Consider the following 22,554-nt stretch of genomic DNA (forward strand, 5'->3'; position numbering starts at 1 on the left):
AAATTTTTATATCAAACTTTAAAAAATTTCGGGGTGGGAATCGAACCCACTAGAACCAGTCTATAATGCTGGTGGCGCACCATTTGCCTTCCCCATTCATCAATTTGAAAAACAATCACGACACAAATTGATTATGGTTTCATTCAATTTATATTCGTATCATACTGTATCTAGCCAAAAAAAGAAACTAGTTTTTTTTATTTTTTTTGTAAATAATTTTCCCATCAATCATAGTCAGAACAGGTTTAGCTAAATAATGAAATGGATGGTGTGTCCATAAAACAAGATCGGCATCTTTTCCAGACTCAATGCTCCCAATTTTATTTTCTAAACGTAAGTTTCGTGCTGGTAAAATCGTGATGCCTTCTAAGGCTGTTTTCTCATCTAACCCTTCTCTAACAGCAAGGGCTGCGCAAATATTCAAATATTGAATGGGGGTATAAGGGTGATCAGTTGTGATGGAAACCTCTACTCCTTTTTGAGCGAGAATGTGATATGTGTCCCAAGATTTATTTTTGAGTTCAATTTTTGAACGACGTGTAAGTGTTGGGCCGACAGAAACTTTTAAATGATGTTGTCCAAGTTCATCAGCAATGAAATGTCCTTCTGTGCAATGTTCGATGCGCAAGTCGAGGTGAAATTCATTCGCAAAACGAAGAGCAGAACGAATATCATCCGCGCGATGTGCATGAATGCGTACGGGGATTTCCCGGCGCAATGCTTTTAAAATAGGGAGCATCCGAAAATCAGCATCATTGTCATAATGTTGTGCTTCATAGAAAGATTCGCGCAGCAATCCCATAATACCCATGCGGGTAATGGATTCTTTTGTACCATTACTATGAATACGCTTTGGATTTTCCCCAAAAGCAATTTTTAATCCTGCTGGCTCTTGTATAACCATATGATCAATGCAAGTGCCAGCCGTTTTAATCACGCATGTGGTGCCACCAATAATATTTTGACTCCCAGGCATGACATGAACGGTTGTAATGCCGCCCTTTACAGCATCGTGAAATGCGATATCAAAGGGATGTATGCCATCTAAAGAACGGATATGTGGAGTTGATACTTCGGAGGTTTCATTGGCATCATTTCCAGCCCAACCAGTTCCTTCGTCATATAATCCAAGATGAGTATGAACGTCGATAAATCCGGGTAAAAGGTGAAGTGCTCTTGCATCGATGACGGTCATATCTTCGGTTGCCTCAATATATGGTTTCACTTCGCCGATTTTGTCTTCTACGACTAATACATCCCCTTGCAACTTTGGAGATGTAATTGGGTATACAATGGCTTGCTTGAATAGTATTTTCATAGGGACCTCATTTCCATTATCTTTACTATGTTAGAAGTACTATATTGTATGCGATAGGATTGAATGTCAGAATGAAGGTTCTTTATTTTTTAAGCATGAGAACATAAGCGGTATGTCTTTGGAATTTTAAAAGGGTGCTAGTTGTATTCCAATAAAACCAGTACTTTCAGGAAGTATGATTTTAAAAGGAATCCTTTCTTATATATATTCATCAAGAATAAAATTGCGACATAACTATGTTAAAATAGTAGCGAGGTGAAAAATATGGCTGTCATTACGAAAATAGAAGTACAAAAGAGAACAAAAGAAAGATTTAATATTTATATTGATAAGGGACAAGGCGAGGAATACGGATTTAGTGTAAATCAAGCTGTTTTAATTAAGCATGGGTTGCAAAAAGGTTTAGAAATTGATGAAGTAGAAATTGCTAATATTTTATACAATGAGGAAGTGCAAAAAGCATATTTGCAAGCTATTTCTTATTTATCTTATCAAATGAGAACGAAACAGGAAGTAGAAGAATATTTACGAAAAAAAGAAGTGGGACAAGCCATCATCTCTGAAGTGATTTCAAAATTATTACATGATCGCTATATTAATGATAAAGAGTACGCTGTTTTGTATGTGCGAACGCAAAGTAATGTAAACCAAAAGGGGCCGTCTGTTATAAGAAAAGAACTTTTAAGAAAAGGTGTTCAAGAAGTTATTATTACCCATAGTTTACAAGAATACCCAAAAGAGAAGCAAGTTGATAATGCATTTATGTTGATAGAAAAAAAGAAAAGATCTTATCAAAAGCATTCCTTTTTACAAATGAAACAAAAGTTAGAGGATATGCTCATTCGTAAAGGATTTTCGCGTGATGTGATTCAAATTTGTTTAGAAGAATTGAAAGAAGAAAAAGATGATTCCAAACAACAAGAAGCGTTATACTATCATGGGAACAAATATTATGAGAAGTATAAGAAATATGATGGTTGGACGTTTGAAAATAAGATGAAGCAAGCATTATATCGAAAAGGATTTTCGATTGATGAAATAGAGGGATTTTTACAAATGAAATGTGAAGAGGGATGAGGGAATAGAATGAATATGCCTAAGAGATACAGTGAAATGACAACACATGAACTAAGAGAAGAAATTGGAATGTTAAAAGAGCGGGCTGTAAAGGCGGAGCAACTTGGTATTGTAAATGAATTCGACGTGTTAATGAGAAAAATAGCAATGGCTCATGCTTATATGACAGATATGAGCAAGTTTCAAATTGGCGAAACGTATGAATTAGTAGAAGAACCAGGTGTATTCTTTACAATTACGTATTTCAATGGGGTATTTGCTTGGGGTCATAAACAAAGTGACAGTGAAGAAATGGGTATTCCTATTTCATTACTGAAGAAGAAATAAAGGTATCAAGAATGAAACTGCTTTTTTCGCATAATGTTAAAAGCTAATTTGATTAGACAGAATGAACCAGCCAAATCAGAAGCCGCATGATGAAAGGAGCGAGTGAAGCATATACGATATCAAAATGTGTAGACTTAAACGTCTCGAAGAAAAAACATACTGTTTTTATGGTGGGATGCAGTCTATCAATAGTAAGATAAAAACCAGAGAGGAAAAAAATCTCTCTGGTTTTCATCTTTGGTAGGCGTTAAAGGAGATAGGAGATTTTAAAATTGACGTTTTTTACATTCATTCGCCAATATAATGAGAGACTGGGTTTGTTGCGTTTGTCCATTCACTTGCGCTTTTGCATGTTTTGGACGTGTCCACGTATGGTTAAATAATTCAGAACGACTATCTAAGTGATCGCGGTAGCTCATCTTTATCACCTCGTGTAGGAAGTTAAATGGATGTCATGTACACTATTCCTCTTCCTGCTGATTTGCAGCACGCATACGTTCCTGTGGGTGCGTGTTAATTGTGCCGTTAGGTCTTTTGGAAGCAAAACGTGCTTTTGCTTTCGGTTGACCATCTATTTTGCTGTTGTTTTTTGACTCAGACCAAAATTCGGCTTGTCTACCCAAGAAGAACGCCCCCTCATTATCATTTGATACTTGTTAAGAAGTATCATTAATAGAATGTGCAAAGTAGAAGAAAATATCCTCTAGAAATTGAGGAAAGAAATAAAAGGAGAATGTAATATGAATGATATTTATGAAACATTAACAAAAGAACTACTAGCGAAAAATAATTTTTTATCTTATGCGCAAGCTCGTGCATGGGTTGAGCTATTATGGGAAGATTTTCAAGCAACATATGCAAAATCTGGTCGCTATCAAGGAGCAAAAATGACGGAGCAAGTGGTGAGAGCATGGATTGAGAATCATGGTGGAAGACTTCATGAAATACGTACAAATAATCCTAAATATAGTCATTTCATTAATCAAGAAGAGCATATAAAGCATTAAAAGAAGCGACCGCTCTTGGTCACTTCTTTTAATGTGGAAGTAATTCTAATTTTTTACGAAGTTTTTCCTCGCTGAAAATCCACCCTGTATAGGAACGAATAATATTTAAATTGTGATCTAATTGAACGATTGCAACAAACGGATAGTAATCTTTGCTTCTGTAACGTAAATCAATAAAGCGTACTTCATAGTAGTTATTGTAGTCAAAAATATCCCAGCGATAGACAGGAGAGAAAGATAAAAAAGCAGCAATATTCTCATCTTGTTTCGCAGCATGCATAATATCATTTTCTGGAAATGGAACTCGATCAAATTTATCATATACCATAATATTGCCGCGGTGCCAACGAGCAACATAGTAATGCTCTGTTGTGACAACAGCTAAATGATAATGATAAAAACGATAAGAAGGAGAGATAATCACTTTTTCCACATTTTTAAAACGTTTGTACACAACGTTTTTCACATTTTGTCGCATGATAATTCGACCTATATAATAGACGGCCATTAATAAATACGCAGCTAAAGCAGTATAACCTTTATGAGCACCAACAAGCATACAGGCAATCGCTAAGATATGGATAAAGAAAATAATGGCATCAAATGTATTAATGACACCAAGCGCGATCCATTTTTTGGTGAAAGGGCGTAATGCTTGGGTACCATAAGCGTTAAAAATATCAACAAATACATGAAGAAAGACAGCAATAAATGACCAAAGTAACAGGTGAAGATAGGGAACTTCTGCAAAGAAGGCGAAGGAAATTCCACTTATAAGAAATGACCAAAGAATAACGGCAGGAATGGAATGGGTAATTCCGCGATGATTTCGTATATATTTTGCATTATTACGTAGCTTTAAAACAGTATCTATATCAGGGATATTGGAACCTGCAATTGTTGCAAACATCACGGCTTGAGGTCCAAAATCACTTTGAGCTATAGTTGGATCTAAAGTTGCTAAACCACCTAATGTGACCCCCATAACAAGATGAGTGGCTGTGTCCATAAACACACACCTCCATTTTTTATTAATGTAACTCTTTTTATTCAACACCTCAAGTCATTTGCCTTCTATTTCCTGCATTATCTTACTTAAATTTTTTCCTAAAATCTTTATAATAGTACGTATATGCAAAAAATAAGGGGGACACGGTTTGACACTTGAAATATTAGATGATTTTAATATAAAGCAATTTCAAGAAGATTTAATTGATTGGTTTGAAAAAGAGCAAAGGGACTTACCATGGCGCAAAAATAAAGATCCATATCGTGTTTGGGTGTCTGAAATTATGTTACAACAAACACGAGTGGAAGCTGTAAAACCATATTACGCAAAATTCATGGGAAAGTTCCCGACGCTAGAAGCATTAGCAGATGCTGAAGATGAAGAAGTGTTAAAAGCGTGGGAAGGCCTTGGGTATTACTCACGAGCAAGAAATTTACACGCGGCTGTAAAGGAAGTTAAAGAAGTATACGGCGGGGAAGTTCCAAGTGATGTGAAAAAAATTGAAAAATTACAAGGGATTGGCCCGTATACAAAAGGTGCTATTTTAAGTATTGCATATGGAATACCTGAACCGGCAGTTGATGGAAACGTTATGCGTGTATTATCTCGCATTTTATCCGTTTGGGAAGATATTGCAAAGCCGAAAACAAGAAAAATATTCGAAGATATTGTACGTGAAATTATTTCGATAGAAAACCCATCATACTTTAATCAAGGGCTAATGGAGCTAGGAGCATTAATTTGTATCCCGAAAAACCCAGCTTGTTTACTTTGTCCTGTACGAGAGCATTGCCGTGGATACGCTGAAGGTGTTCAAAAAGATTTACCGGTTAAAAGTAAAGCGAAAGCTCCTAAAATGGTACCGCTTGTTGCTGGTGTACTTCAAACAGAAGATGGTCGCTATGTGATTCATAAACGTCCAAGCGAAGGATTACTTGCAAATATGTGGGAATTTCCAAATGTTGAAATTCGTGCAGGGATTCGGAATCAAAAACAACAACTTATTGATTATGTGAAAGAACAATTCAATCTTTCTGTATCAGTTAATGAATATGCGATGAATGTGCAGCATACCTTTACACATCGGACATGGGATATATTTGTATTTTATGGAAAAGTAACAGGAGAAATTGTAGAAACAGATACTTTGAAGGTTGTAACGAAAGAAGCCTTTGAACAGTTACCTTTTTCAAAAGCACATCGCACCATTTATGAAGAATGCGTGGAAAGACTCCAACCTTGATGGTTGGAGTTTTTTCAACATAAACATAACAATAAATTACAAATATTTCATATTGTCTTAACAAATGACAAATAAAATAGAATTTGTAGTGCAAAGGAAAGGGAGATCGACGATGTTAAAAAAACAATTTGTTCGGCAATTGTGGCGGCCTTTTTCATTCAAACGTTAACTGCACCGCTGCAAGTTTCTTTGGCTGAAGAAGAGGAACAGCAAGTTTTTATTTGTATCCGGTAATCGTAGCCCCATTGGAGAGAAAATTTTTAATGAAGTTGTAAAGCCAAATAAAAATGTGTTAGCAGTAGTATGTGGACATTATCATGATAGCGAGACATTAATTGATGAAATGGATGATGATGGGGATGGAATTGCAGATCGTAAAGTATATCAAATGTTAGCAGATTATCAAGATGGACCAGAAGGTGGCCAAGGATATATGCGCCTTTTACAGTTTGATACAACTGCAAATAAAATGTATGTAAAAACATATTCTCCATATTTAAATGAATATAATTTCTACAAACCCGAAGAATATCCGGGGAAAGATGAATTTACATTAGATATGGATTTAAAACCTGCGATTAAATAAGTTGCAACAGATTATGTAGAAGCAAACGTCTACACAGATGAAGTGATTGGCAAAGATAATTTTGTGGCAAATTGGCGTAATGCAAAAGTGACACTGAAAGACTTAGAGGAAAATACAACATATCATTGGTATATCAAAGTCGAAGACCGATATGGTGGACGAGTAACTTCTCCAATTTGGTCTTTTACAACTGGTAAGAAAGGATGGAGGTAGAACGTGTTCCCAAGTTAGGGAACACGTTTTTTAGTCATAAGAAACACGAGTACCATGAGTCCCATCGGCCTCGCTTTTATGAAAACCACCGCGAGCTTCAATCTCTTTTATAATTTCTTTATATATTGTTTGGCCTTCTACATTTAAATACGGCATGATTTGTTGTAAAGAATGATGAAAATAAGCTAATTCTTCTTCTTTCCATTCTTTTTTTGAAATCATTGTTAGTTCCGCCATATCACGTCCAACGTACATACTTACACCTCCATCATAGGTAGTTTGAATGATCGTGAATAGATATATACACTCGTGAAAAAATAAATAGGGGGATATCTTTTATATGATTGGGGACATTATTAGTTGTGGAGGTGAGAAAGATGAACAAAAAACAACAAGGGTATAACAAAGCAACTTCTGGCGCTAGCATTCAAAGCACAAATGCTAGTTATGGTACAGAGTTTGCAACTGAAACAGATGTGCAAGCAGTGAAAAAGCAAAACGCACAATCAGAGGCGAAAAAGGCACAAGCTTCTGGTACTCAAAGTGCAAATGCAAGCTATGGTACAGAGTTTGCAACTGAAACGGATGTACAAGCAGTGAAAAAGCAAAACGCACAATCAGCTGCAAAAAAATCACAATCTTCTAGTACAAATCAGTAACAAAGGAAAAACACTTCTCTTTTTAAGGGAAGTGTTTTCTTTGTACTGAAATAAAGGAATGAGTCATACAGTAGATAGCGACATAACTTCTAATAAGTCAACAAATGTAGTCAAAGGAGAACGATACATCAAATGAGAAAAAATATGTAGTAGACGATGTATCTTGTATAAATTTAGGATGCATAAATAAAGGGGGTAGCTGATGAATTCATTTGATAAGTTGGTAGGAGAGCAGTTGCAAATAATGGACGAACTTTTAAAACTACAAGCGCATTTAGAGAGATACCAACAAATTGAAAGGAATGAGCAAGAGAAGTATGATCAAAAGGACTTATATTTTATTCGTCAAGAAATATCCAAAACCGAGTTAGCATTAAAGTTGTTACATGAAAAATTTGAGAAGCAGACAAATGAGGTCATTCATTCTTTTAAAAGGGAAAGGATCATTTCTAATTAAGGATTAGAAACATGTTCATCATATAGTTACGTGCCCTTCCGTAATGAATTGAAGAAGGGTTTTTTTGTATCTTATGCAGGAGACTGATTTTTTAGGCGAGTGCTAACGGCTTAGTTTTAAAATTTCGACAAAAAAGTTATAATAGAAAAAAAGTAAATGCGGTTCAATAGAAGTTTTAACAACTTAAGAGGGGCATTTGCAATGAAAGAAGGGAGCACGCATGGGATTTCCCAAAGAAGGAGAAAAAGTACAAATACATAGTTATAAACATAATGGCTCCATTCATAGAATGTGGGAAGAGACGACCATTTTAAAAGGAACACAAAGTTTAGTGATTGGTGCGAATGATCGGACACTTGTTACGGAATCAGATGGACGAACATGGATTACTCGTGAACCAGCAATTTGTTATTTTCATGCAAATTATTGGTTTAATGTAATTGGGATGTTGCGAGAAGATGGTGTATACTACTATTGTAATTTAAGTTCCCCATTTGCATATGATCTTGAAGCGTTAAAGTATATTGATTATGATTTGGATATTAAAGTATATCCAGATATGACATATACTCTTTTAGATGAGGATGAGTATGAGAAACATAGCAAAATGATGAAGTATCCACCTGTCATTGATACAATTTTAAAGAGGAACGTAGAATATTTAAGAAAGTGGATTCATCAGCGAAAAGGACCGTTTGCACCGGACTTTGTAGATATGTGGTATGAGCGCTATTTAATGTATAGAGATTAAAACAAACCTGCAGGGAATACCCTAGCAGGTTTGTCCTATTGAGGGGGAAGTTATATGCAAGGAATAAAAAGGTATTTACAGTTTGTAAAACCATATAGATGGCTTATTGTAATTACCATCATTATTGGCGTAATTAAATTTGGTATTCCGCTTATTATGCCATGGTTATTAAAGTATATTATTGATGATGTTATTCAAGGCGGGGGATCACTTCAAGAAAAAACATCGCAATTAATAACAGCAGTTGGGATTACTTTTTTCATTTTTGCAGTGTTAAGGCCGCCAATTGAATATTATCGTCAATATTTTGCACAACGTATTGGTAATACAGTGCTTTATGATTTACGGAAACATATTTTTGATCATCTGCAACGATTAAGTTTAAGGTATTATTCAAATACGAAAACAGGTGAAGTCATTTCACGTGTAATTCATGATGTAGAGCAGACGAAAGACTTTGTTATTACGGGATTGATGAACGTTTGGCTTGATATGGCTACCATTTTAATTGCTGTGGTAGTGATGTTTTCTATGAATATAAAATTGACGCTCGTCGCGTTATTTATTTTGCCAATCTATGCAGTTGCAGTAAAATATTTTTTCAGTCGTCTTCGGAAATTAACGAGAGTGCGTTCGCAAGCACTTGCAACGATGCAAGGTTATTTACATGAGCGGATTCAAGGTATGCAAGTGACACGTAGTTTCGCGCTTGAAGAATATGAACAGAGACAGTTTGAAAAAAGAAATAATAATTTTTTAACAAAAGCATTGAATCATACAAGTTGGACTGCTAAAACATTCTCAGCGGTGAATACATTAACAGATTTAGGTCCATTGCTCGTTATTGTATTTGCAGCATATGAGGTTATTCATGGGAAACTCACTCTCGGGACGATGGTTGCTTTTGTTGGCTATATGGATAGTTTATATAGTCCGCTGCGACGTCTTGTGAATTCTTCTACAACATTGACACAATCATTTGCTTCTATGGATCGTGTTTTCGAATTATTAGATGAAAAATATGATATTGTAAATGTCGATCATGCAATTCAAACGAAAAAATTAGATGGAAAAGTTGTATTTGATGATGTTTCGTTTCGTTATAATGAAAAAGAAGCAGACGTATTACGTCATCTTTCATTTACCATTGCTCCTGGGGAAAAAGTAGCGCTTGTTGGAGCAAGTGGAGGAGGAAAATCATCCATCGCGAGTTTAATTCCGCGTTTTTATGATGTATCTAGCGGTGCTGTTTATATAGATGATGTAAACGTAAAAGAGTATGAAATGAGAAATTTACGCAGCCACATCGGGATTGTACTGCAAGATAATTTATTATTTAGTGATACAATTCGAGCAAATATTTTATATGGAAATCCAAATGCTACGGATGAAGAGGTAATTGCAGCTGCAAGAGCTGCGCAGATTCATGATTTTATTCTTGCTTTACCAGATGGGTATTATACGATAGTTGGGGAACGAGGAGTAAAATTATCTGGCGGACAAAGGCAGCGTATTGCGATTGCTCGTGTGTTCTTAAAAAATCCATCCTTGCTTATATTAGATGAAGCAACTTCAGCTTTGGATTTAGAAAATGAAAGATATATTCAAGAGGCTCTTCAAACATTAGCTGCTGATCGTACAACAATTATCATTGCTCATAGACTCGCAACAATTACGCATGTTGATACAATCGTTTATATTGAAAATGGAGAAATCAAGGAAAAAGGTTCTCATGAGCAACTCATGGAGAAGCGTGGATTGTATTATAATTTGTATCAACTTCAGCATATAGAAGAAACAACCCCTTTACGCTAATGGGGTTGTTTCTTATTCATCGGCTTGTTTTTCACTAATTTGTAACTCATTTTCTGGTTTGTGATAGGTGTAAAAACTGTCTACCAGTAAGTCCAAATGCTCCACTTCCTCACTATAATTAATAATGGAGGAAATAAGAGGAAAGAGATGCAGCCATATTTTATAAGATTCTTCATCATCTTTATTTTGATAATCCATAAAAATATCAATCAATTCTTGTTTACCTGTTTCAACTTCATCTAACATTTCTACCGATTGTTGCTTTTTCGCTTTGCCGATAAATTTTAATAAAACTTGCTCGTGGTAATTTGTTAAGGAATCCAGTTCATTTTGAATGGATTCTTGGAATGACTCTGGCATATGGCGCAGCTCATTCTCAGTGCGATGAAGTGATTTTAACGTACTTAAAGCACGGCTCGTCGTTGCAAGCATTTGTCTAAATAAAACAAGCTTACGAATTTTTGCAAATCGTATTTTCTTTGTATAGCTTCGTTCTTCTTTATAAAGCAAGTAATAATGATTGAGCTTAATCATCTTTTCTTTCATGCGATCAATATCAGTTTTTAATGTTGTGAAATCTGAGGCTTGCCTACTATTCATGCGAATCCATTTTACAATTTCTTCTGTATTATCAACAATACGATAATATAGTTTCGTTTCGTATTTTGGCGGCATGAATATTAAATTCACAAGTGAAGCAGCAATAATTCCGGTCATAATCGTTGCAAAGCGTAGTAATGCAAAATCAAAGAAATTTTCCCCTTGATATTCCATAATAGCAATGACTGTAACTAAAGCGATTGATATTGTTTTTTCTAAACGTAATTGTAATGTAAGAGCGATAACTAGTATACAAGTTAATCCAATAATAAATGGATTATTTCCAAAAGCAAAAGCGAATGCGATGGCAAAGACCGCACCAATTATATTTGCTTGAATTTGCTCGAGTGCTGTCAAGTATGAGCGGTATACAGATGGTTGTACAGCAAAAATGGCTGAAATCCCTGCAAATACTGGACTTGGCAGATGGAGCAAAGTACTAGCAAACAGTGCTAATGTAATGGCAATACCCGTTTTTAAAATGCGAGCACCAAGTTTCATACCCTTATTGATGTCCTTTCTTCTTGTCATAGTGAATGTACAACATGATACTATACATTCATTACAATATGTTAGCAAGTGATATTTTAGTGACATTTCAAATCAAATTCATGTAAAAAGACTAGTGAAGGATTTTTCATTGTTCTCTTTTTTTGAATCCATCATGCTTAGTGAAAAAACCCGCTGAATGTCAGCAGGTTTCAATTTGTTATTATAGATTACTATGCGTGATTGACTTAGTCAATTCTTATAAGGATAAAATTATTCAGTTGAAACAGATGGATCTGCTTGTTCTTTTTTCGGGATGATTTCATAAAAATGTTTTTGTATATCATCTAGTAACGGTGTTAAGAGAGCAACTTCTTCAAATTGCTCATGTTCATTTAATACTCGAATATAGTCTGTTAATAATTGGGTAACGTCTAATTTGCCATGATTGCTAAGCGGTTGTAATGTGACATTTGCCCCTTTGGCAATTCGTCTTTTTAAAGCGTGCTCTGTTAAACCGAGTTCTGGTTGATGACGTAAATAGACAATTCCACCTGTCATGCCAGCACAAATCCATGGACCAGGATCTCCTAAAACAAGAGCGCGACCATTTGTCATATATTCAAAGGCGAATCCTTTTATACTTGCATAGGAACCTAAGTTGCCGTTTTCCTTCGAGCGAAGTGGTTTGGTAATTCTGCCGCCAATAACCATGTCTGCTCCTGAAAGACGAATTCCTGCACGTGCATCAGCATTCCCTTGGACATATAAGGCCCCTTTTTGAGCACCATATCCAAAGCACTTTCCGACAGAGCCGTTGTAATATACACCATCTTTTCCTTTTGATTTTGTAATATAAATGCCACCGCCAAATGATGTTTTTCCGATACCATCTTGAGCACCACCATTGACGTGAATAAATAAATTCTCACTATTATAAGCTCCTAGGCCGTTACCTGGAATAGATCCATTTGTATACTTGAGAATGAGCGGTTCAAGAGGATTATTTTCATACAGCTTACTACGAACGCGATAACAGGATTCTAAGCCTCCCATTACGCGTTGATTCACACTAACACCCACTAATTCTTTAGAACGGACCGCATTCATTACAATAGGTTGTTCGTTTTGTATAGACTGGATTGAAGTGGAAGATGAGATATTTAATGTGTGTAATAAACTGTGTAAATCTAATAAATCTATACCGCGAGTTTGCTCTAATAAATCTGAACGTCCAACAATTTCTTGTAAATTCGTATAACCAAGTATTCCTGTTAATCGTTTCAGTTCCTCTCCAAAAGCAGTAAATAAGTTTAGTAATCCTTCTACAGCATGTTCGAATTGACGCGGGATAAAGCGGCGGAGACCGTGCTCTTTTGCTTGTGCTTCTGACTCAATTTGTGTTGCAATTCCTACATGACATGTATCTAAATGACAGCCGCGACAAGTTGTGCAGCCAATTGCAATCATGGATAAAGTACCAAAACCGATGCGATTGGCACCTAAAAGCATAATTTTAAGCGCATCATTAACACTGCGAATACCGCCATCTGCCCATATTTCTACTTGATGTCTCATATTTGCTTCAAGAAGGGCGTTATGAGCAGCTTTTACTCCGATTTCTACAGGAAGGCCGACATGTTGCAGGGCATGAATACGTGCAGCTCCGGTTCCGCCATCGAATCCACTTATATTAATAAAATTAGCCCCGGCTTTGGCAATCCCAACGGCAATCGTTCCAATATTAGGAACAACAGGAACTTTCACAGCCACTTTTGCAAATTGATTCGCTGTTTTAATTTCAGTAATCATTTGAGCTAAGTCTTCAATGGAGTAAATATCATGATTGTTAGAAGGCGAAATAAGGTCTGAGCCAATTGTTGCGTTTCGTGCTTCAGCGATTTTTAAAGTTACTTTTGAACCTGGTAAATGCCCGCCTTCACCAGGTTTTGCTCCCTGCCCGATTTTGATTTCAATTAAATTGGATGAGTTAAGTAGTTCGGCATTTACACCAAAACGTCCAGATGCAATTTGTTGGCCGCGTGTATGTGGATATTTACCAATCATATCCTTAATTTCTCCGCCTTCACCATTTAGGCTAATCATATTTAAACGCTCGGCAGCTTCCGCATAAGCGCGGAAGGCAGTTTCATTTTGAGATCCAAAAGACATGGAGCTAATAATAAATGGTAAGTTATGATTTTTGATGGCAATAGAAACTTGTTCAGGTGGTACGGCTTGTTCTGCTTCTTTTAATTGAATAAGATGACGGATTGCGATTGGATTTTTTTCTTCTAGCTCTGTTAATTTTTCACGAAAATCATCATACTGGTTTCCTTTTGCCACATCGCCAATCGCTTTCCAAATGCGCGGGAATATATGGAACGTTTTTCGCATTTTTACCTTTGGATTGTTATAATCCATTGCTCTAGATTTCGCGTCTTCTACAAGTGATGTAAGGGAGAATGCTAAATGATTAGCCCCAAAGAAATTTGTAATTTGCAGTATATTTGCAATCTCTTCGTGTAATCCGATGGAAGAAAAGAGACGACCATAACCTCGTAGCTCATGAATCCCGATCGTGGAAATTACTTTTTCAATCCCTTTGTTTAATGCTGTATATAAATTAATAATCGGTGATGTTGTACCATCATTTACAGTTGCAAACATGAAGTAAGGATTAATAACATCTGCACCGAATCCATATAGCGTCACAAGATCGTGTAAGGAACGAAGAGCACCAGATCTAACAAGAAGAGAGCAGTTTCTTCTCAGTTGTTTTTCCATTAATGCCTGATGGATACTAGCTGTGATTAAATGTGGATCCATCCATAGTTGACCATCTTTGTGCGCTTTCGCATCATCTAAAATTAATAGAGTAGCTCCTTTTCGGACAGCCATAATTGCTTCTTCATTGATTCGATTCAGCGCATCGTATAATGTTTCTGATGATGTAAAAGTCATGGACAGTTTATAAATTGTGCTATGAGTGACGAATAATTGAAGGAGTTGCTCATATGTGATAGTTTCTAAATCATTCGTTATAGACTGAGCTAAATTCCCTTCTAATATAATTGGCGATAAAAGTTCAAACACAAATGGATGATGAGACGTATGTGATAAACTTGGGCGTTCTCCGAGTACGATACGTGTAGAGAAATGTTCAATCTCTCTATCGCGGTCAATCGCTGGATTTGTAACAACTGCTACGCTTTCTTTTATAAAATCAGAGATGTTATGTCTATCTGTATCAAGTGCAGCGAGAGGAGCATCGTGTCCGAGAGAGCGAATTGGTTCAACTCCTTTTGCAGCCATTTGTTCAAGAAGCTGAATATGCTCACGATTCCATCCAAACGCAACATATTCCTCGGTTGCTACTTGATTACGATTAGATTGTCCATTGATGTTCTCTATAGCTGGAATGGTTACATTCAGATGGTAGTCTGTCACATCAATTCGCTGTTTGAAACGATTGAATACTTCTTCTTGATACTTTTCATATTCATAGAGAACAAGGGTGTCTTCCTGCCAATGTAATCCGATTTTTTCTCCAGGTGCAAGAGGTTTTGGTTCTGCTACATATTCATTTGGTGAGATGATTCCTGGCTCTGAAGAAAAAATAAAAGAAGTTTCCGTTTCCACTTTCCAAACTGGTCGTAAACCAAGGGAATCGACACTAAAGACGGCTTCATCTTTATAACGCGAAATGATACCGGCTGGCCCTTGGGCAAAATGTCCCCACGCTTCACGTATATACGTATATAAATCTTGTAAGTGTGTTTCATATAATTTTATTTCATTTATAATCGGTGGAAATAAGATGTCCATTGCTTCGAATAAACTGTAGTTGTAATGAATGAGAAGTGTTTCTAAGGTGCGGTTTAAATCTTGAGAGTCACTGCCACCAGCAGTAAGTGGTACACCAATCATTTTGGCTTGATCACGTAGTGTAGCAATCGTATTAATCTCACCATTATGTCCGAGAATACTAAACGGTTGTACACGAAAAAAATTAGATAATGTATTCGTGGAGTAACGGTTATGTCCTAATGTCATTGTTGATGCAATAAGCGGATGTTGCAAGTCATTATAGTAAGCGACAAGTGTATCACCAGCTCCGAGCACTTTATAAACGACATGATGTTGACTAAGTGAGGAAACGTGAACCTGCCTTTTCTCTTCAATCGCAATTGTTAAAGAGAATAGCATTTGATCAATATTTATAGCGTCTTTCTCTGCAATCATGGCAATTTGCCAAAATACGGGTTCTTCTTGTTTCCCAAGAGGACCGAGTGCATCGGAGTTTACCGCATTATCATTCTCAAATATAATGGTGAGATTGTTTTGCTCTAATTTTTGACGTACATCATTTTTTAAATGGTTTACATTTGCTTTTTTGTCTAGAAAAAAATGTCCAATGATAAAGTGAGGATGTTCCACAATCGCTGGATTATATCCGCTATTTTTTAATTTTTCTTTCCAAAGTTCTTTTGGTAAATCAATGTGAATGCCGATCCCATCTCCTTCACCATTAATGAAACCAGCACGGTGATTCATTTTAATAAGTGATTGTATACAAAGGTCGATGTTTTCTTTTGTAGGAATTCTTTGCTTTTCTATCACGGAAACGATTCCACACGCATCGTGTTCAGCGTTTTTATAATCTCGAAATAAAGACGGTGTCCATGTCTTTTGTGTATTGAGCATCCGTCAATCCCCCCTCTTTTTATAAAAAACTAAGTAATCTGACTAATTATTATTAAAAGACTTTGTATACAATGAATGTGCAAAAGGAATAAAACTGATAATTATGAATAATTATACTATTTGTGTGTGATTTATGAAATAGGAAAAAGAAAAAATAGAGAAAGGTCTCTATTTTTTTCTTTTTCTTTATTATTTTGCTAAAGCAGCAAATGCTCTACCGACAGCTTCAATTGTATATTCAATGTCTTCTGCAGTATGCTCTGTTGTTAAGAACCAAGCTTCATATTTGGATGGAGCTAAATTAATTCCTTCTTTCAGCATAAGTTTGAAGAATTTACCGAACATTTCTCCATCTGTATTTTGCGCACCATCATAATCTTCAATTGTATTTGTAGTGAAGTAAACAGTGAGTGCTCCTTTTAAGCGGTTTACTGTAATATTGATATTATGTTTTTGCGCTTGTTCTAAAATACCTTTTTCAAGCATTGCTCCAAGCTTATCTAATTTTTCGTATACGCCTTCTTGCTTTAATACTTCTAAGCATGCGATACCTGCTGACATAGAAGCTGGATTTCCTGCCATTGTACCTGCTTGATAAGCGGGGCCAAGCGGAGCGACTTGTTCCATAATTTCTTTTTTACCGCCATATGCTCCAATTGGTAGTCCGCCACCAATAATCTTACCAAGAGCTGTTAAGTCTGGTGTTACGCCAAGAAGGTCTTGAGCCCCCCCGTACATAAAGCGGAAAGCGGTGATAACTTCATCATAGATTACTAAGGCACCAGCTGCATGAGCAAGTTCGTTTACTTGTTCAAGGAATCCAGGTTTCGGTTCTACAATCCCAAAGTTTCCAACGATTGGTTCAACAAGAATCGCTGCAACTTCATGTCCCCATTTGTCGAGTGCTTCTTTTAAAGTTTCGACATTGTTAAATGGTACGGTAATCACTTCTTCAGCAATACTTTGTGGCACGCCAGCTGAATCAGGAGTTCCAAGAGTAGAAGGGCCAGAGCCAGCTGCAACAAGTACTAAATCTGAATGCCCATGGTAACAACCGGCGAATTTCATAATTTTTGTGCGCCCAGTATAAGCACGAGCCACACGGATTGTAGTCATAACAGCTTCTGTACCAGAGTTTACGAAACGCACTTTATCTAAAGCTGGCATTGCTTCTTTTAACATTTTTGCAAACTTTACTTCTAATGCTGTTGGTGTTCCGTATAAAACACCATTTTCAGCAGCTGTTTTAATTGCCTTTGTTACATGTGGGTGAGCATGTCCTGTAATAATGGGACCGTATGCTGCTAAATAATCGATGTATTTATTGCCATCTACATCCCAAAAGTAAGCACCTTTTCCACGTTCCATTGCAACGGGAGAACCACCGCCAACTGCTTTAAAAGAACGAGAAGGACTATTCACACCGCCAACAATATGTTCTAAAGCTTCCTTATGTAATGCTTCTGATTTTGTGAAATTCACTATCATTCATCTCCTTACAAAAATCTATGTATTATTCTAACATGTTTTTTAGAAAGACGTATTATTTGTGATAAGGATATTAGCTCGGGTAAACTATTCGTTGTGATATTTAGGAAGGGGGCTAATTATGAAATCAGTAATTGAAGTAAAAGGATTACGAAAAGAATTTACAGCTTACTCCAGTCGTTCTGGCTTAAAAGGTGCATTCCGTGATTTATTAAATCGTAATTATAAAATAGTACCAGCAGTAAATGATGTTTCGTTTACTGTCAAGCGAGGTGAAATGGTTGGTTATATTGGTGAAAATGGTGCTGGTAAATCAACGACTATTAAAATGTTAACGGGAATTTTGACTCCAACATCTGGAGAAATTATAGTAAACGGAATGAATCCGCATAAACAGAGAGAGGAATTCGTAAGAACAATCGGTGTTGTATTTGGTCAACGATCTCAGCTTTGGTGGGATATCGCTGTACAAGAATCATTTCGCTTATTGAAAAAAGTGTATAGTGTATCAGATGCACAGTATAAAGAGCATATGGAACATGTGATTGAAACATTAGATATTGGCCCGTTATTAAATAAGCCAGTGCGAAAACTATCACTTGGGCAAAGGATGCGTTGTGAATTAGCAGCAGCTTTAATTCATAATCCGCCGTTATTATTTTTAGATGAACCGACAATTGGCTTAGATGTTCTTGTGAAATTGAAGATACGCAAATTTTTAAAAGAGATGAATGAGCGTTACAAAACAACGATTTTATTAACAACGCATGATATTACTGATATTGAGGCATTATGTGAGCGCGTTATTATGCTTGATGAAGGGAATATTATATATGATGGATCTTTAGAAAATTTACGGTCGCAATGGGGGGCAGAAAAGGAAATTCATTTTCAGTTTGTTTCTCCTGTTTCACCTCAACAATTAGCAATGATTATGCCAGACAGTCAAGTTGCTTGGTCTAAAGCAAAAGATGAGCATACATGGATTGCGAAAATACCGAATGAAGAAGTCATTATTTCTATGCTGATTTCAAAAGTAGTACAAACTTTTCAAATTAAAGATTTAAAAATTAATGAAGTGTCTACAGAAGAAATGATTCGTAACATTTATGAAGAAGGTATGACTCATGGGTAAGTACATGGAAATGATTCGCATTCGTTTTTTAATGATGCTTGCTTATCGCACAAATTATTATAGCGGTATCTTAATTTATACAATTAATATTGGTGCGTATTACTTTTTATGGAAAGCTATTTATAGTGGGAAAGAGAATATTGAAAGTTTATCTATTTCGCAGATGACGACTTATATTGCGATTGCTTGGATGGCTCGTGCTTTTTATTTTAATAATATCGATCGAGAAATTGCGATGGAAATTCAAGAAGGACGTGTAGCAGTAGAATTAATTCGTCCATATAATTATTTAGGAATGAAAGTCATGCAAGGGCTTGGAGAAGGGATATTTCGCTTTGCATTTTTTTCAATACCAGGAATGATTATTGTAACTTTATTATTCTCATTACAAATTACAATGAATGTTCAAACGTGGTTCTATTTCTTTTTATCCTTAATATTTAGTTTCATTATTAATACACAAATTAACTTAATGACGGGAATGCTTACCTTTTTCTTGTTTAATAACAGTGGAATTATGTATGCGAAACGAGTTGTGATTGATTTATTTTCTGGTTTGTTATTACCGATTAGTTTCTATCCTTTATGGGCCCAAAAGGCAATGGTGTTTTTACCATTTCAAGCAATCAGTTATATTCCAAGTATGATTTTTTCTGAAGGAATAAGCGGAAATAAATTATATGAAGCGCTATTCTTTCAAATGATTTGGGCAGTAATGCTTATTATTCCAATTGTGCTGATGTGGAAAACGGCGAGAAAACGTCTAATTGTACAAGGGGGATGATGAGATGCTATATATGCGATTATTTTTACAATATGCAAGCCAATATATAAAAACAAAATTGGAGTATCGTGGTGACTTTATCGTCGGATTACTTTCGGACTTGTTATTACAAGCTGTTAATTTAATCTTCATCCTTGTCGTTTTCGGGCATACGCAAGCATTAAAAGGGTGGAGTCGGGAAGAGGTAATCTTTATTTACGGATTTTTCTTAGTTCCATTTGCCATTTTTTCCGCATTCTTTAATATATGGGATTTTAATGAACGATATATTATTAAAGGAGAAATGGATCGTGTATTAACGAGACCAATTCATAGCTTATTTCAAGTTATATTAGAAAGAATGGAATTGGAATCATTAATTGGAGCGCTGACCGGAATGATTGTGATGGGATATGCCGCAGCAGAACTCCGACTTTCTTTCCATTGGTATGACTTCTTTTTCTTCATTCTGATGGTAGGAGGTGGTGCCCTTGTATATGGAGGGATATTTGTAACCCTTGCAAGCCTTGGTTTTTGGTCAGATGCGAAAAGTTCTATTATGCCACTTATGTATAACATCGGAAATTATGGAAGATATCCTGTAAATATTTATAACCGTGTCATTCGTTTTGTTTTAACGTTCGTACTACCTTTTGCTTTTGTGGGTGTCTATCCGGCAGCCTATTTCCTTAAAAAAGCAGAGTGGAACAGTTATGCATTTGCAACACCAATTGTTGGTATCGTTTGTTTTGCGATTGCAATAACACTTTGGAATCAAGGAGTAAAAAGATATCGCGGAGCTGGAAATTAATTAGAAAGGCTTGTTTGTTTCGACGGATAAATTCTATACAGTCCTCATACATATAAAATGAGGTGGAGGACATGTTATGGGGACTTATTCTCTTAATTGCAGCAATTGCAGTTTTAAGAAGTATTCAACTGGTATGGAGATGTGCTGATTCGAAACGATTTTTTTCTTTGTATAATTTAACTTCATTATTTTTAATTTATACAACAGTACTTATTGCGTTTGGATTAAGTTATGTTGTTTTAGAAGAAAGTGGGTTTACAGTACTAAGAGAAGAGGGTGAAAAGTTAACTGTTCATTCATTCCAGCTTGTCGAAACATGTTTATATTTTAGTGCAGTAACTTTATTGTCGGTTGGCTATGGAGATATTACGCCGATTGGCATAGGACGATGGATAGCGATTGTAGAGGCTTTAATTGGATATACATTACCCTTTGCATTTGTTGTTCGTACTGTAATAGAAAATGAAAAATAAGGAAATGTTTGTTATAGTAGAAGGCAAAAGGAGTGATAAGTATGATCACAGTAGGAGAAATGGCACCAGACTTTACTCTGGAAGCAAGCAATGGAGAACAAATTAAGTTATCTGATTTTAGAGGAAAACATGTTGTTTTATATTTCTATCCAAAAGATATGACACCAGGGTGTACAACAGAAGCGTGTGATTTTCGAGATGCATATGGAGTATTTCAAGAAAATGATACTGTCATTCTTGGAGTAAGCCCGGATCCAGCTAATAGACATGTGAAATTTATTGAAAAACACGAATTACCATTTTTACTATTAGTGGATGAAGATCATAAGGTAGCAGAACAATATGGGGTTTGGAAATTAAAGAAAAACTTTGGTAAAGAGTATATGGGAATTGAACGTTCGACTTTCCTTATTAATAAAAATGGTGAACTTGTACAAGAATGGCGTAAAGTGAGAGTAAAGGGACATGTCGAAGAAGTATTAGAAAGTATAAAAAAGCAGGCGTAAATATATCTTTTCTATACGAGAAACGTATAGTGGGATAGCATTTTCTGTTAGCAATTGTATTTCCTGCTGTTTACCTTGTTTCTATTTAGCATCTAGGAGGAAACTTTGTAAAATAAGAAAGAAGTGCTTCCTATCCGGCATATGTCTATACATTTTTCAATATCCTTCATACATTAAAAGGGTAGGGCATACCTCTTCAGATGATAGTATTCCAAGTGCGATTATATCGCACTTTTTTCTATGCTTTGTTATATTTGAAATAAAAAGATGACTTTTGTTGCGATGGAATATGTATAAAAAAGGGTCAAGCATACATAAAAATAAGGATAGATGAAAAATAAAAAAACATCTAGTTATAGTAGAAATATTGACGATTGATAAGAAAAGGAGTACACTCTTTATAAGAATTATAAAATAATAATCCGTATAGAATCGGGGTGCATGGCGGTGGTCAAAGAAGAATTAAAAGAAGCGCTAGAAATGCTAAAAAATACGGGTGTACGAATTACTCCACAGCGTCATGCTATTTTAGAGTACCTTGTGGAATCTATGACACACCCAACGGCGGATGAAATTTATAAAGCATTAGAAGGTAAGTTTCCAAATATGAGTGTTGCAACTGTTTATAATAATTTACGTGTATTTAAAGAAGTAGGACTTGTAAAGGAATTAACTTACGGAGACGCTTCAAGTAGATTTGATTATGTTACAAGTCAACATTATCATGTGATTTGCGAGAAATGTGGTAAGATTGTTGATTTTCCTTATGAAGGTTTGGAAAAGCTTGAAGATGAAGCTGCAAAAACAACGGGCTTCGTTATTAATAGTCATCGCTTAGAGATTTATGGTGTATGTCCAGAATGTCATAAGGCGCAATAAATAAAGAAAGAGACTAACGATTACGTTAGTCTCTTTCTTTATTTATAAATATTTGTGTGCTTTATAGTTTTTTTATTATATTTCTCATCAAATTCTTTTCCTTCTAAGTTTGAATCAAGAGTTAAAGGTTGATTACAATGCATACATACATCTACACGCCCAAGCATTTTAGTTGGTTTGTTACAGCTAGGACAAACAATTTGTACAGTTTTTGTAGATAACATTCCAATCCAAAAATAGA

General features: G+C 35.7%; 25 protein-coding genes (1 of these 25 cut by a window edge). 16 read left to right on the forward strand and 9 right to left on the reverse strand.

What is annotated here, in order from left to right:
- Positions 1 to 187 precede the first annotated feature (187 nt).
- A complete protein-coding gene (locus tag BCER98_RS02475; RefSeq protein WP_011983548.1) occupies positions 188 to 1,318 on the reverse strand; it encodes an amidohydrolase in 1,131 nt (376 codons plus the stop codon).
- 264 nt (positions 1,319 to 1,582) lie between these two features.
- Here BCER98_RS02475 and recX point away from each other — a divergent pair, with 264 nt between their 5' ends.
- On the forward strand, positions 1,583 to 2,395 hold the full coding sequence (gene recX / locus BCER98_RS02480; protein WP_011983549.1) for a recombination regulator RecX: 813 nt from the start codon (positions 1,583 to 1,585) through the stop codon (positions 2,393 to 2,395).
- 9 nt (positions 2,396 to 2,404) lie between these two features.
- Positions 2,405 to 2,722, forward strand: coding sequence for a YfhH family protein (locus BCER98_RS02485; RefSeq protein WP_011983550.1), 318 nt, complete (start codon positions 2,405 to 2,407; stop codon positions 2,720 to 2,722).
- A gap of 266 nt (positions 2,723 to 2,988) precedes the next feature.
- Here BCER98_RS02485 and BCER98_RS20535 read toward each other — a convergent pair whose 3' ends face one another.
- Together BCER98_RS20535 and BCER98_RS02490 are read right to left on the reverse strand one after the other, a co-directional pair.
- On the reverse strand, positions 2,989 to 3,141 hold the full coding sequence (locus tag BCER98_RS20535) for a YpzG family protein (RefSeq protein WP_002174744.1): 153 nt from the start codon (positions 3,139 to 3,141) through the stop codon (positions 2,989 to 2,991).
- Between the two features lie 42 nt (positions 3,142 to 3,183).
- The gene (locus BCER98_RS02490) at positions 3,184 to 3,345 is read right to left on the reverse strand and encodes a small, acid-soluble spore protein K (RefSeq protein ID WP_011983551.1); all 162 of its coding nucleotides are present in this window, start codon (positions 3,343 to 3,345) and stop codon (positions 3,184 to 3,186) included.
- 117 nt (positions 3,346 to 3,462) lie between these two features.
- Between BCER98_RS02490 and BCER98_RS02495 the strand changes: the two genes are divergently transcribed.
- Positions 3,463 to 3,729 carry a YfhJ family protein gene (locus tag BCER98_RS02495; RefSeq protein WP_011983552.1) on the forward strand — a complete coding sequence of 89 codons (267 nt, stop codon included), beginning with the start codon at positions 3,463 to 3,465 and terminating at the stop codon, positions 3,727 to 3,729.
- 28 nt (positions 3,730 to 3,757) lie between these two features.
- Here BCER98_RS02495 and BCER98_RS02500 read toward each other — a convergent pair whose 3' ends face one another.
- Positions 3,758 to 4,738, reverse strand: a complete 981-nt coding sequence (locus tag BCER98_RS02500; protein WP_011983553.1) for a metal-dependent hydrolase — start codon at positions 4,736 to 4,738, stop codon at positions 3,758 to 3,760.
- Between the two features lie 148 nt (positions 4,739 to 4,886).
- On the opposite strand from BCER98_RS02500, the gene mutY reads away from it, so the two are divergent.
- The 3 genes from mutY (at position 4,887) to BCER98_RS23560 (ending at position 6,780) form a co-directional block, all read left to right on the forward strand.
- A complete protein-coding gene (mutY, locus tag BCER98_RS02505) occupies positions 4,887 to 5,981 on the forward strand; it encodes an A/G-specific adenine glycosylase (RefSeq protein ID WP_011983554.1) in 1,095 nt (364 codons plus the stop codon).
- Between the two features lie 289 nt (positions 5,982 to 6,270).
- Positions 6,271 to 6,567 carry a metallophosphoesterase family protein gene (locus BCER98_RS23555; protein WP_011983555.1) on the forward strand — a complete coding sequence of 99 codons (297 nt, stop codon included), beginning with the start codon at positions 6,271 to 6,273 and terminating at the stop codon, positions 6,565 to 6,567.
- Positions 6,568 to 6,630: 63 nt separating this feature from the next.
- Positions 6,631 to 6,780 (forward strand): hypothetical protein, encoded by a 150-nt coding sequence (locus BCER98_RS23560; RefSeq protein ID WP_237701316.1) that lies wholly within the window; start codon positions 6,631 to 6,633, stop codon positions 6,778 to 6,780.
- A 30-nt stretch (positions 6,781 to 6,810) separates the two neighbouring features.
- On the opposite strand, the gene BCER98_RS02515 is transcribed toward BCER98_RS23560, so the two are convergent.
- On the reverse strand, positions 6,811 to 7,035 hold the full coding sequence (locus BCER98_RS02515) for a hypothetical protein (RefSeq protein WP_011983557.1): 225 nt from the start codon (positions 7,033 to 7,035) through the stop codon (positions 6,811 to 6,813).
- Positions 7,036 to 7,142: 107 nt separating this feature from the next.
- Here BCER98_RS02515 and BCER98_RS02520 point away from each other — a divergent pair, with 107 nt between their 5' ends.
- The 4 genes from BCER98_RS02520 (at position 7,143) to BCER98_RS02535 (ending at position 10,462) form a co-directional block, all read left to right on the forward strand.
- Positions 7,143 to 7,439 (forward strand): gamma-type small acid-soluble spore protein, encoded by a 297-nt coding sequence (locus tag BCER98_RS02520; protein ID WP_081428424.1) that lies wholly within the window; start codon positions 7,143 to 7,145, stop codon positions 7,437 to 7,439.
- 202 nt (positions 7,440 to 7,641) lie between these two features.
- Complete coding sequence (locus BCER98_RS02525) at positions 7,642 to 7,896, forward strand: YgaB family protein (protein WP_011983559.1); 255 nt, start codon at positions 7,642 to 7,644, stop codon at positions 7,894 to 7,896.
- A gap of 220 nt (positions 7,897 to 8,116) precedes the next feature.
- Positions 8,117 to 8,647 carry a nucleoside tri-diphosphate phosphatase gene (gene ntdP / locus BCER98_RS02530; protein WP_011983560.1) on the forward strand — a complete coding sequence of 177 codons (531 nt, stop codon included), beginning with the start codon at positions 8,117 to 8,119 and terminating at the stop codon, positions 8,645 to 8,647.
- 54 nt (positions 8,648 to 8,701) lie between these two features.
- Positions 8,702 to 10,462 (forward strand): ABC transporter ATP-binding protein, encoded by a 1,761-nt coding sequence (locus tag BCER98_RS02535; RefSeq protein WP_011983561.1) that lies wholly within the window; start codon positions 8,702 to 8,704, stop codon positions 10,460 to 10,462.
- Between the two features lie 12 nt (positions 10,463 to 10,474).
- Here the strand turns inward: BCER98_RS02535 and BCER98_RS02540 are convergent, their stop codons facing one another.
- The 3 genes from BCER98_RS02540 to hemL all read right to left on the reverse strand — a co-directional run bounded on the left by BCER98_RS02540 (position 10,475) and on the right by hemL (position 17,746).
- Entirely contained in the window at positions 10,475 to 11,563 is a 1,089-nt protein-coding gene (locus BCER98_RS02540; protein ID WP_041809420.1) for an aromatic acid exporter family protein, read from the reverse strand.
- Positions 11,564 to 11,824: 261 nt separating this feature from the next.
- Positions 11,825 to 16,258, reverse strand: a complete 4,434-nt coding sequence (locus tag BCER98_RS02545; protein WP_011983563.1) for a glutamate synthase-related protein — start codon at positions 16,256 to 16,258, stop codon at positions 11,825 to 11,827.
- Between the two features lie 189 nt (positions 16,259 to 16,447).
- On the reverse strand, positions 16,448 to 17,746 hold the full coding sequence (gene hemL / locus BCER98_RS02550; protein ID WP_011983564.1) for a glutamate-1-semialdehyde-2,1-aminomutase: 1,299 nt from the start codon (positions 17,744 to 17,746) through the stop codon (positions 16,448 to 16,450).
- Between the two features lie 121 nt (positions 17,747 to 17,867).
- On the opposite strand from hemL, the gene BCER98_RS02555 reads away from it, so the two are divergent.
- The 6 genes from BCER98_RS02555 to perR all read left to right on the forward strand — a co-directional run bounded on the left by BCER98_RS02555 (position 17,868) and on the right by perR (position 22,313).
- Positions 17,868 to 18,881: an ABC transporter ATP-binding protein gene (locus tag BCER98_RS02555; protein WP_011983565.1), complete on the forward strand. Its 1,014-nt coding sequence runs from the start codon at positions 17,868 to 17,870 to the stop codon at positions 18,879 to 18,881.
- Complete coding sequence (locus tag BCER98_RS02560) at positions 18,874 to 19,665, forward strand: ABC transporter permease (protein WP_041809425.1); 792 nt, start codon at positions 18,874 to 18,876, stop codon at positions 19,663 to 19,665. Before BCER98_RS02555 ends, BCER98_RS02560 begins: the two co-directional genes overlap by 8 nt.
- A 4-nt stretch (positions 19,666 to 19,669) precedes the next feature.
- On the forward strand, positions 19,670 to 20,455 hold the full coding sequence (locus BCER98_RS02565) for an ABC transporter permease (RefSeq protein WP_011983567.1): 786 nt from the start codon (positions 19,670 to 19,672) through the stop codon (positions 20,453 to 20,455).
- A 71-nt stretch (positions 20,456 to 20,526) separates the two neighbouring features.
- Complete coding sequence (locus BCER98_RS02570; protein WP_011983568.1) at positions 20,527 to 20,928, forward strand: potassium channel family protein; 402 nt, start codon at positions 20,527 to 20,529, stop codon at positions 20,926 to 20,928.
- A gap of 41 nt (positions 20,929 to 20,969) precedes the next feature.
- Positions 20,970 to 21,434, forward strand: coding sequence for a thioredoxin-dependent thiol peroxidase (gene bcp / locus BCER98_RS02575; RefSeq protein ID WP_011983569.1), 465 nt, complete (start codon positions 20,970 to 20,972; stop codon positions 21,432 to 21,434).
- Between the two features lie 447 nt (positions 21,435 to 21,881).
- On the forward strand, positions 21,882 to 22,313 hold the full coding sequence (perR, locus tag BCER98_RS02580; protein ID WP_011983570.1) for a peroxide-responsive transcriptional repressor PerR: 432 nt from the start codon (positions 21,882 to 21,884) through the stop codon (positions 22,311 to 22,313).
- A gap of 38 nt (positions 22,314 to 22,351) precedes the next feature.
- Here the strand turns inward: perR and BCER98_RS02585 are convergent, their stop codons facing one another.
- Positions 22,352 to 22,554, reverse strand: partial view of a YgzB family protein gene (locus tag BCER98_RS02585; protein WP_041809430.1) — the 3' portion only. It continues 169 nt past the right edge of the window; only the last 203 of its 372 coding nucleotides appear in the window; the start codon falls outside the window, past its right edge; it ends in the stop codon at positions 22,352 to 22,354.

It is taken from the genome of Bacillus cytotoxicus NVH 391-98 (assembly GCF_000017425.1).
GTDB classification, from domain to species: Bacteria; Bacillota; Bacilli; order Bacillales; family Bacillaceae_G; genus Bacillus_A; species Bacillus_A cytotoxicus.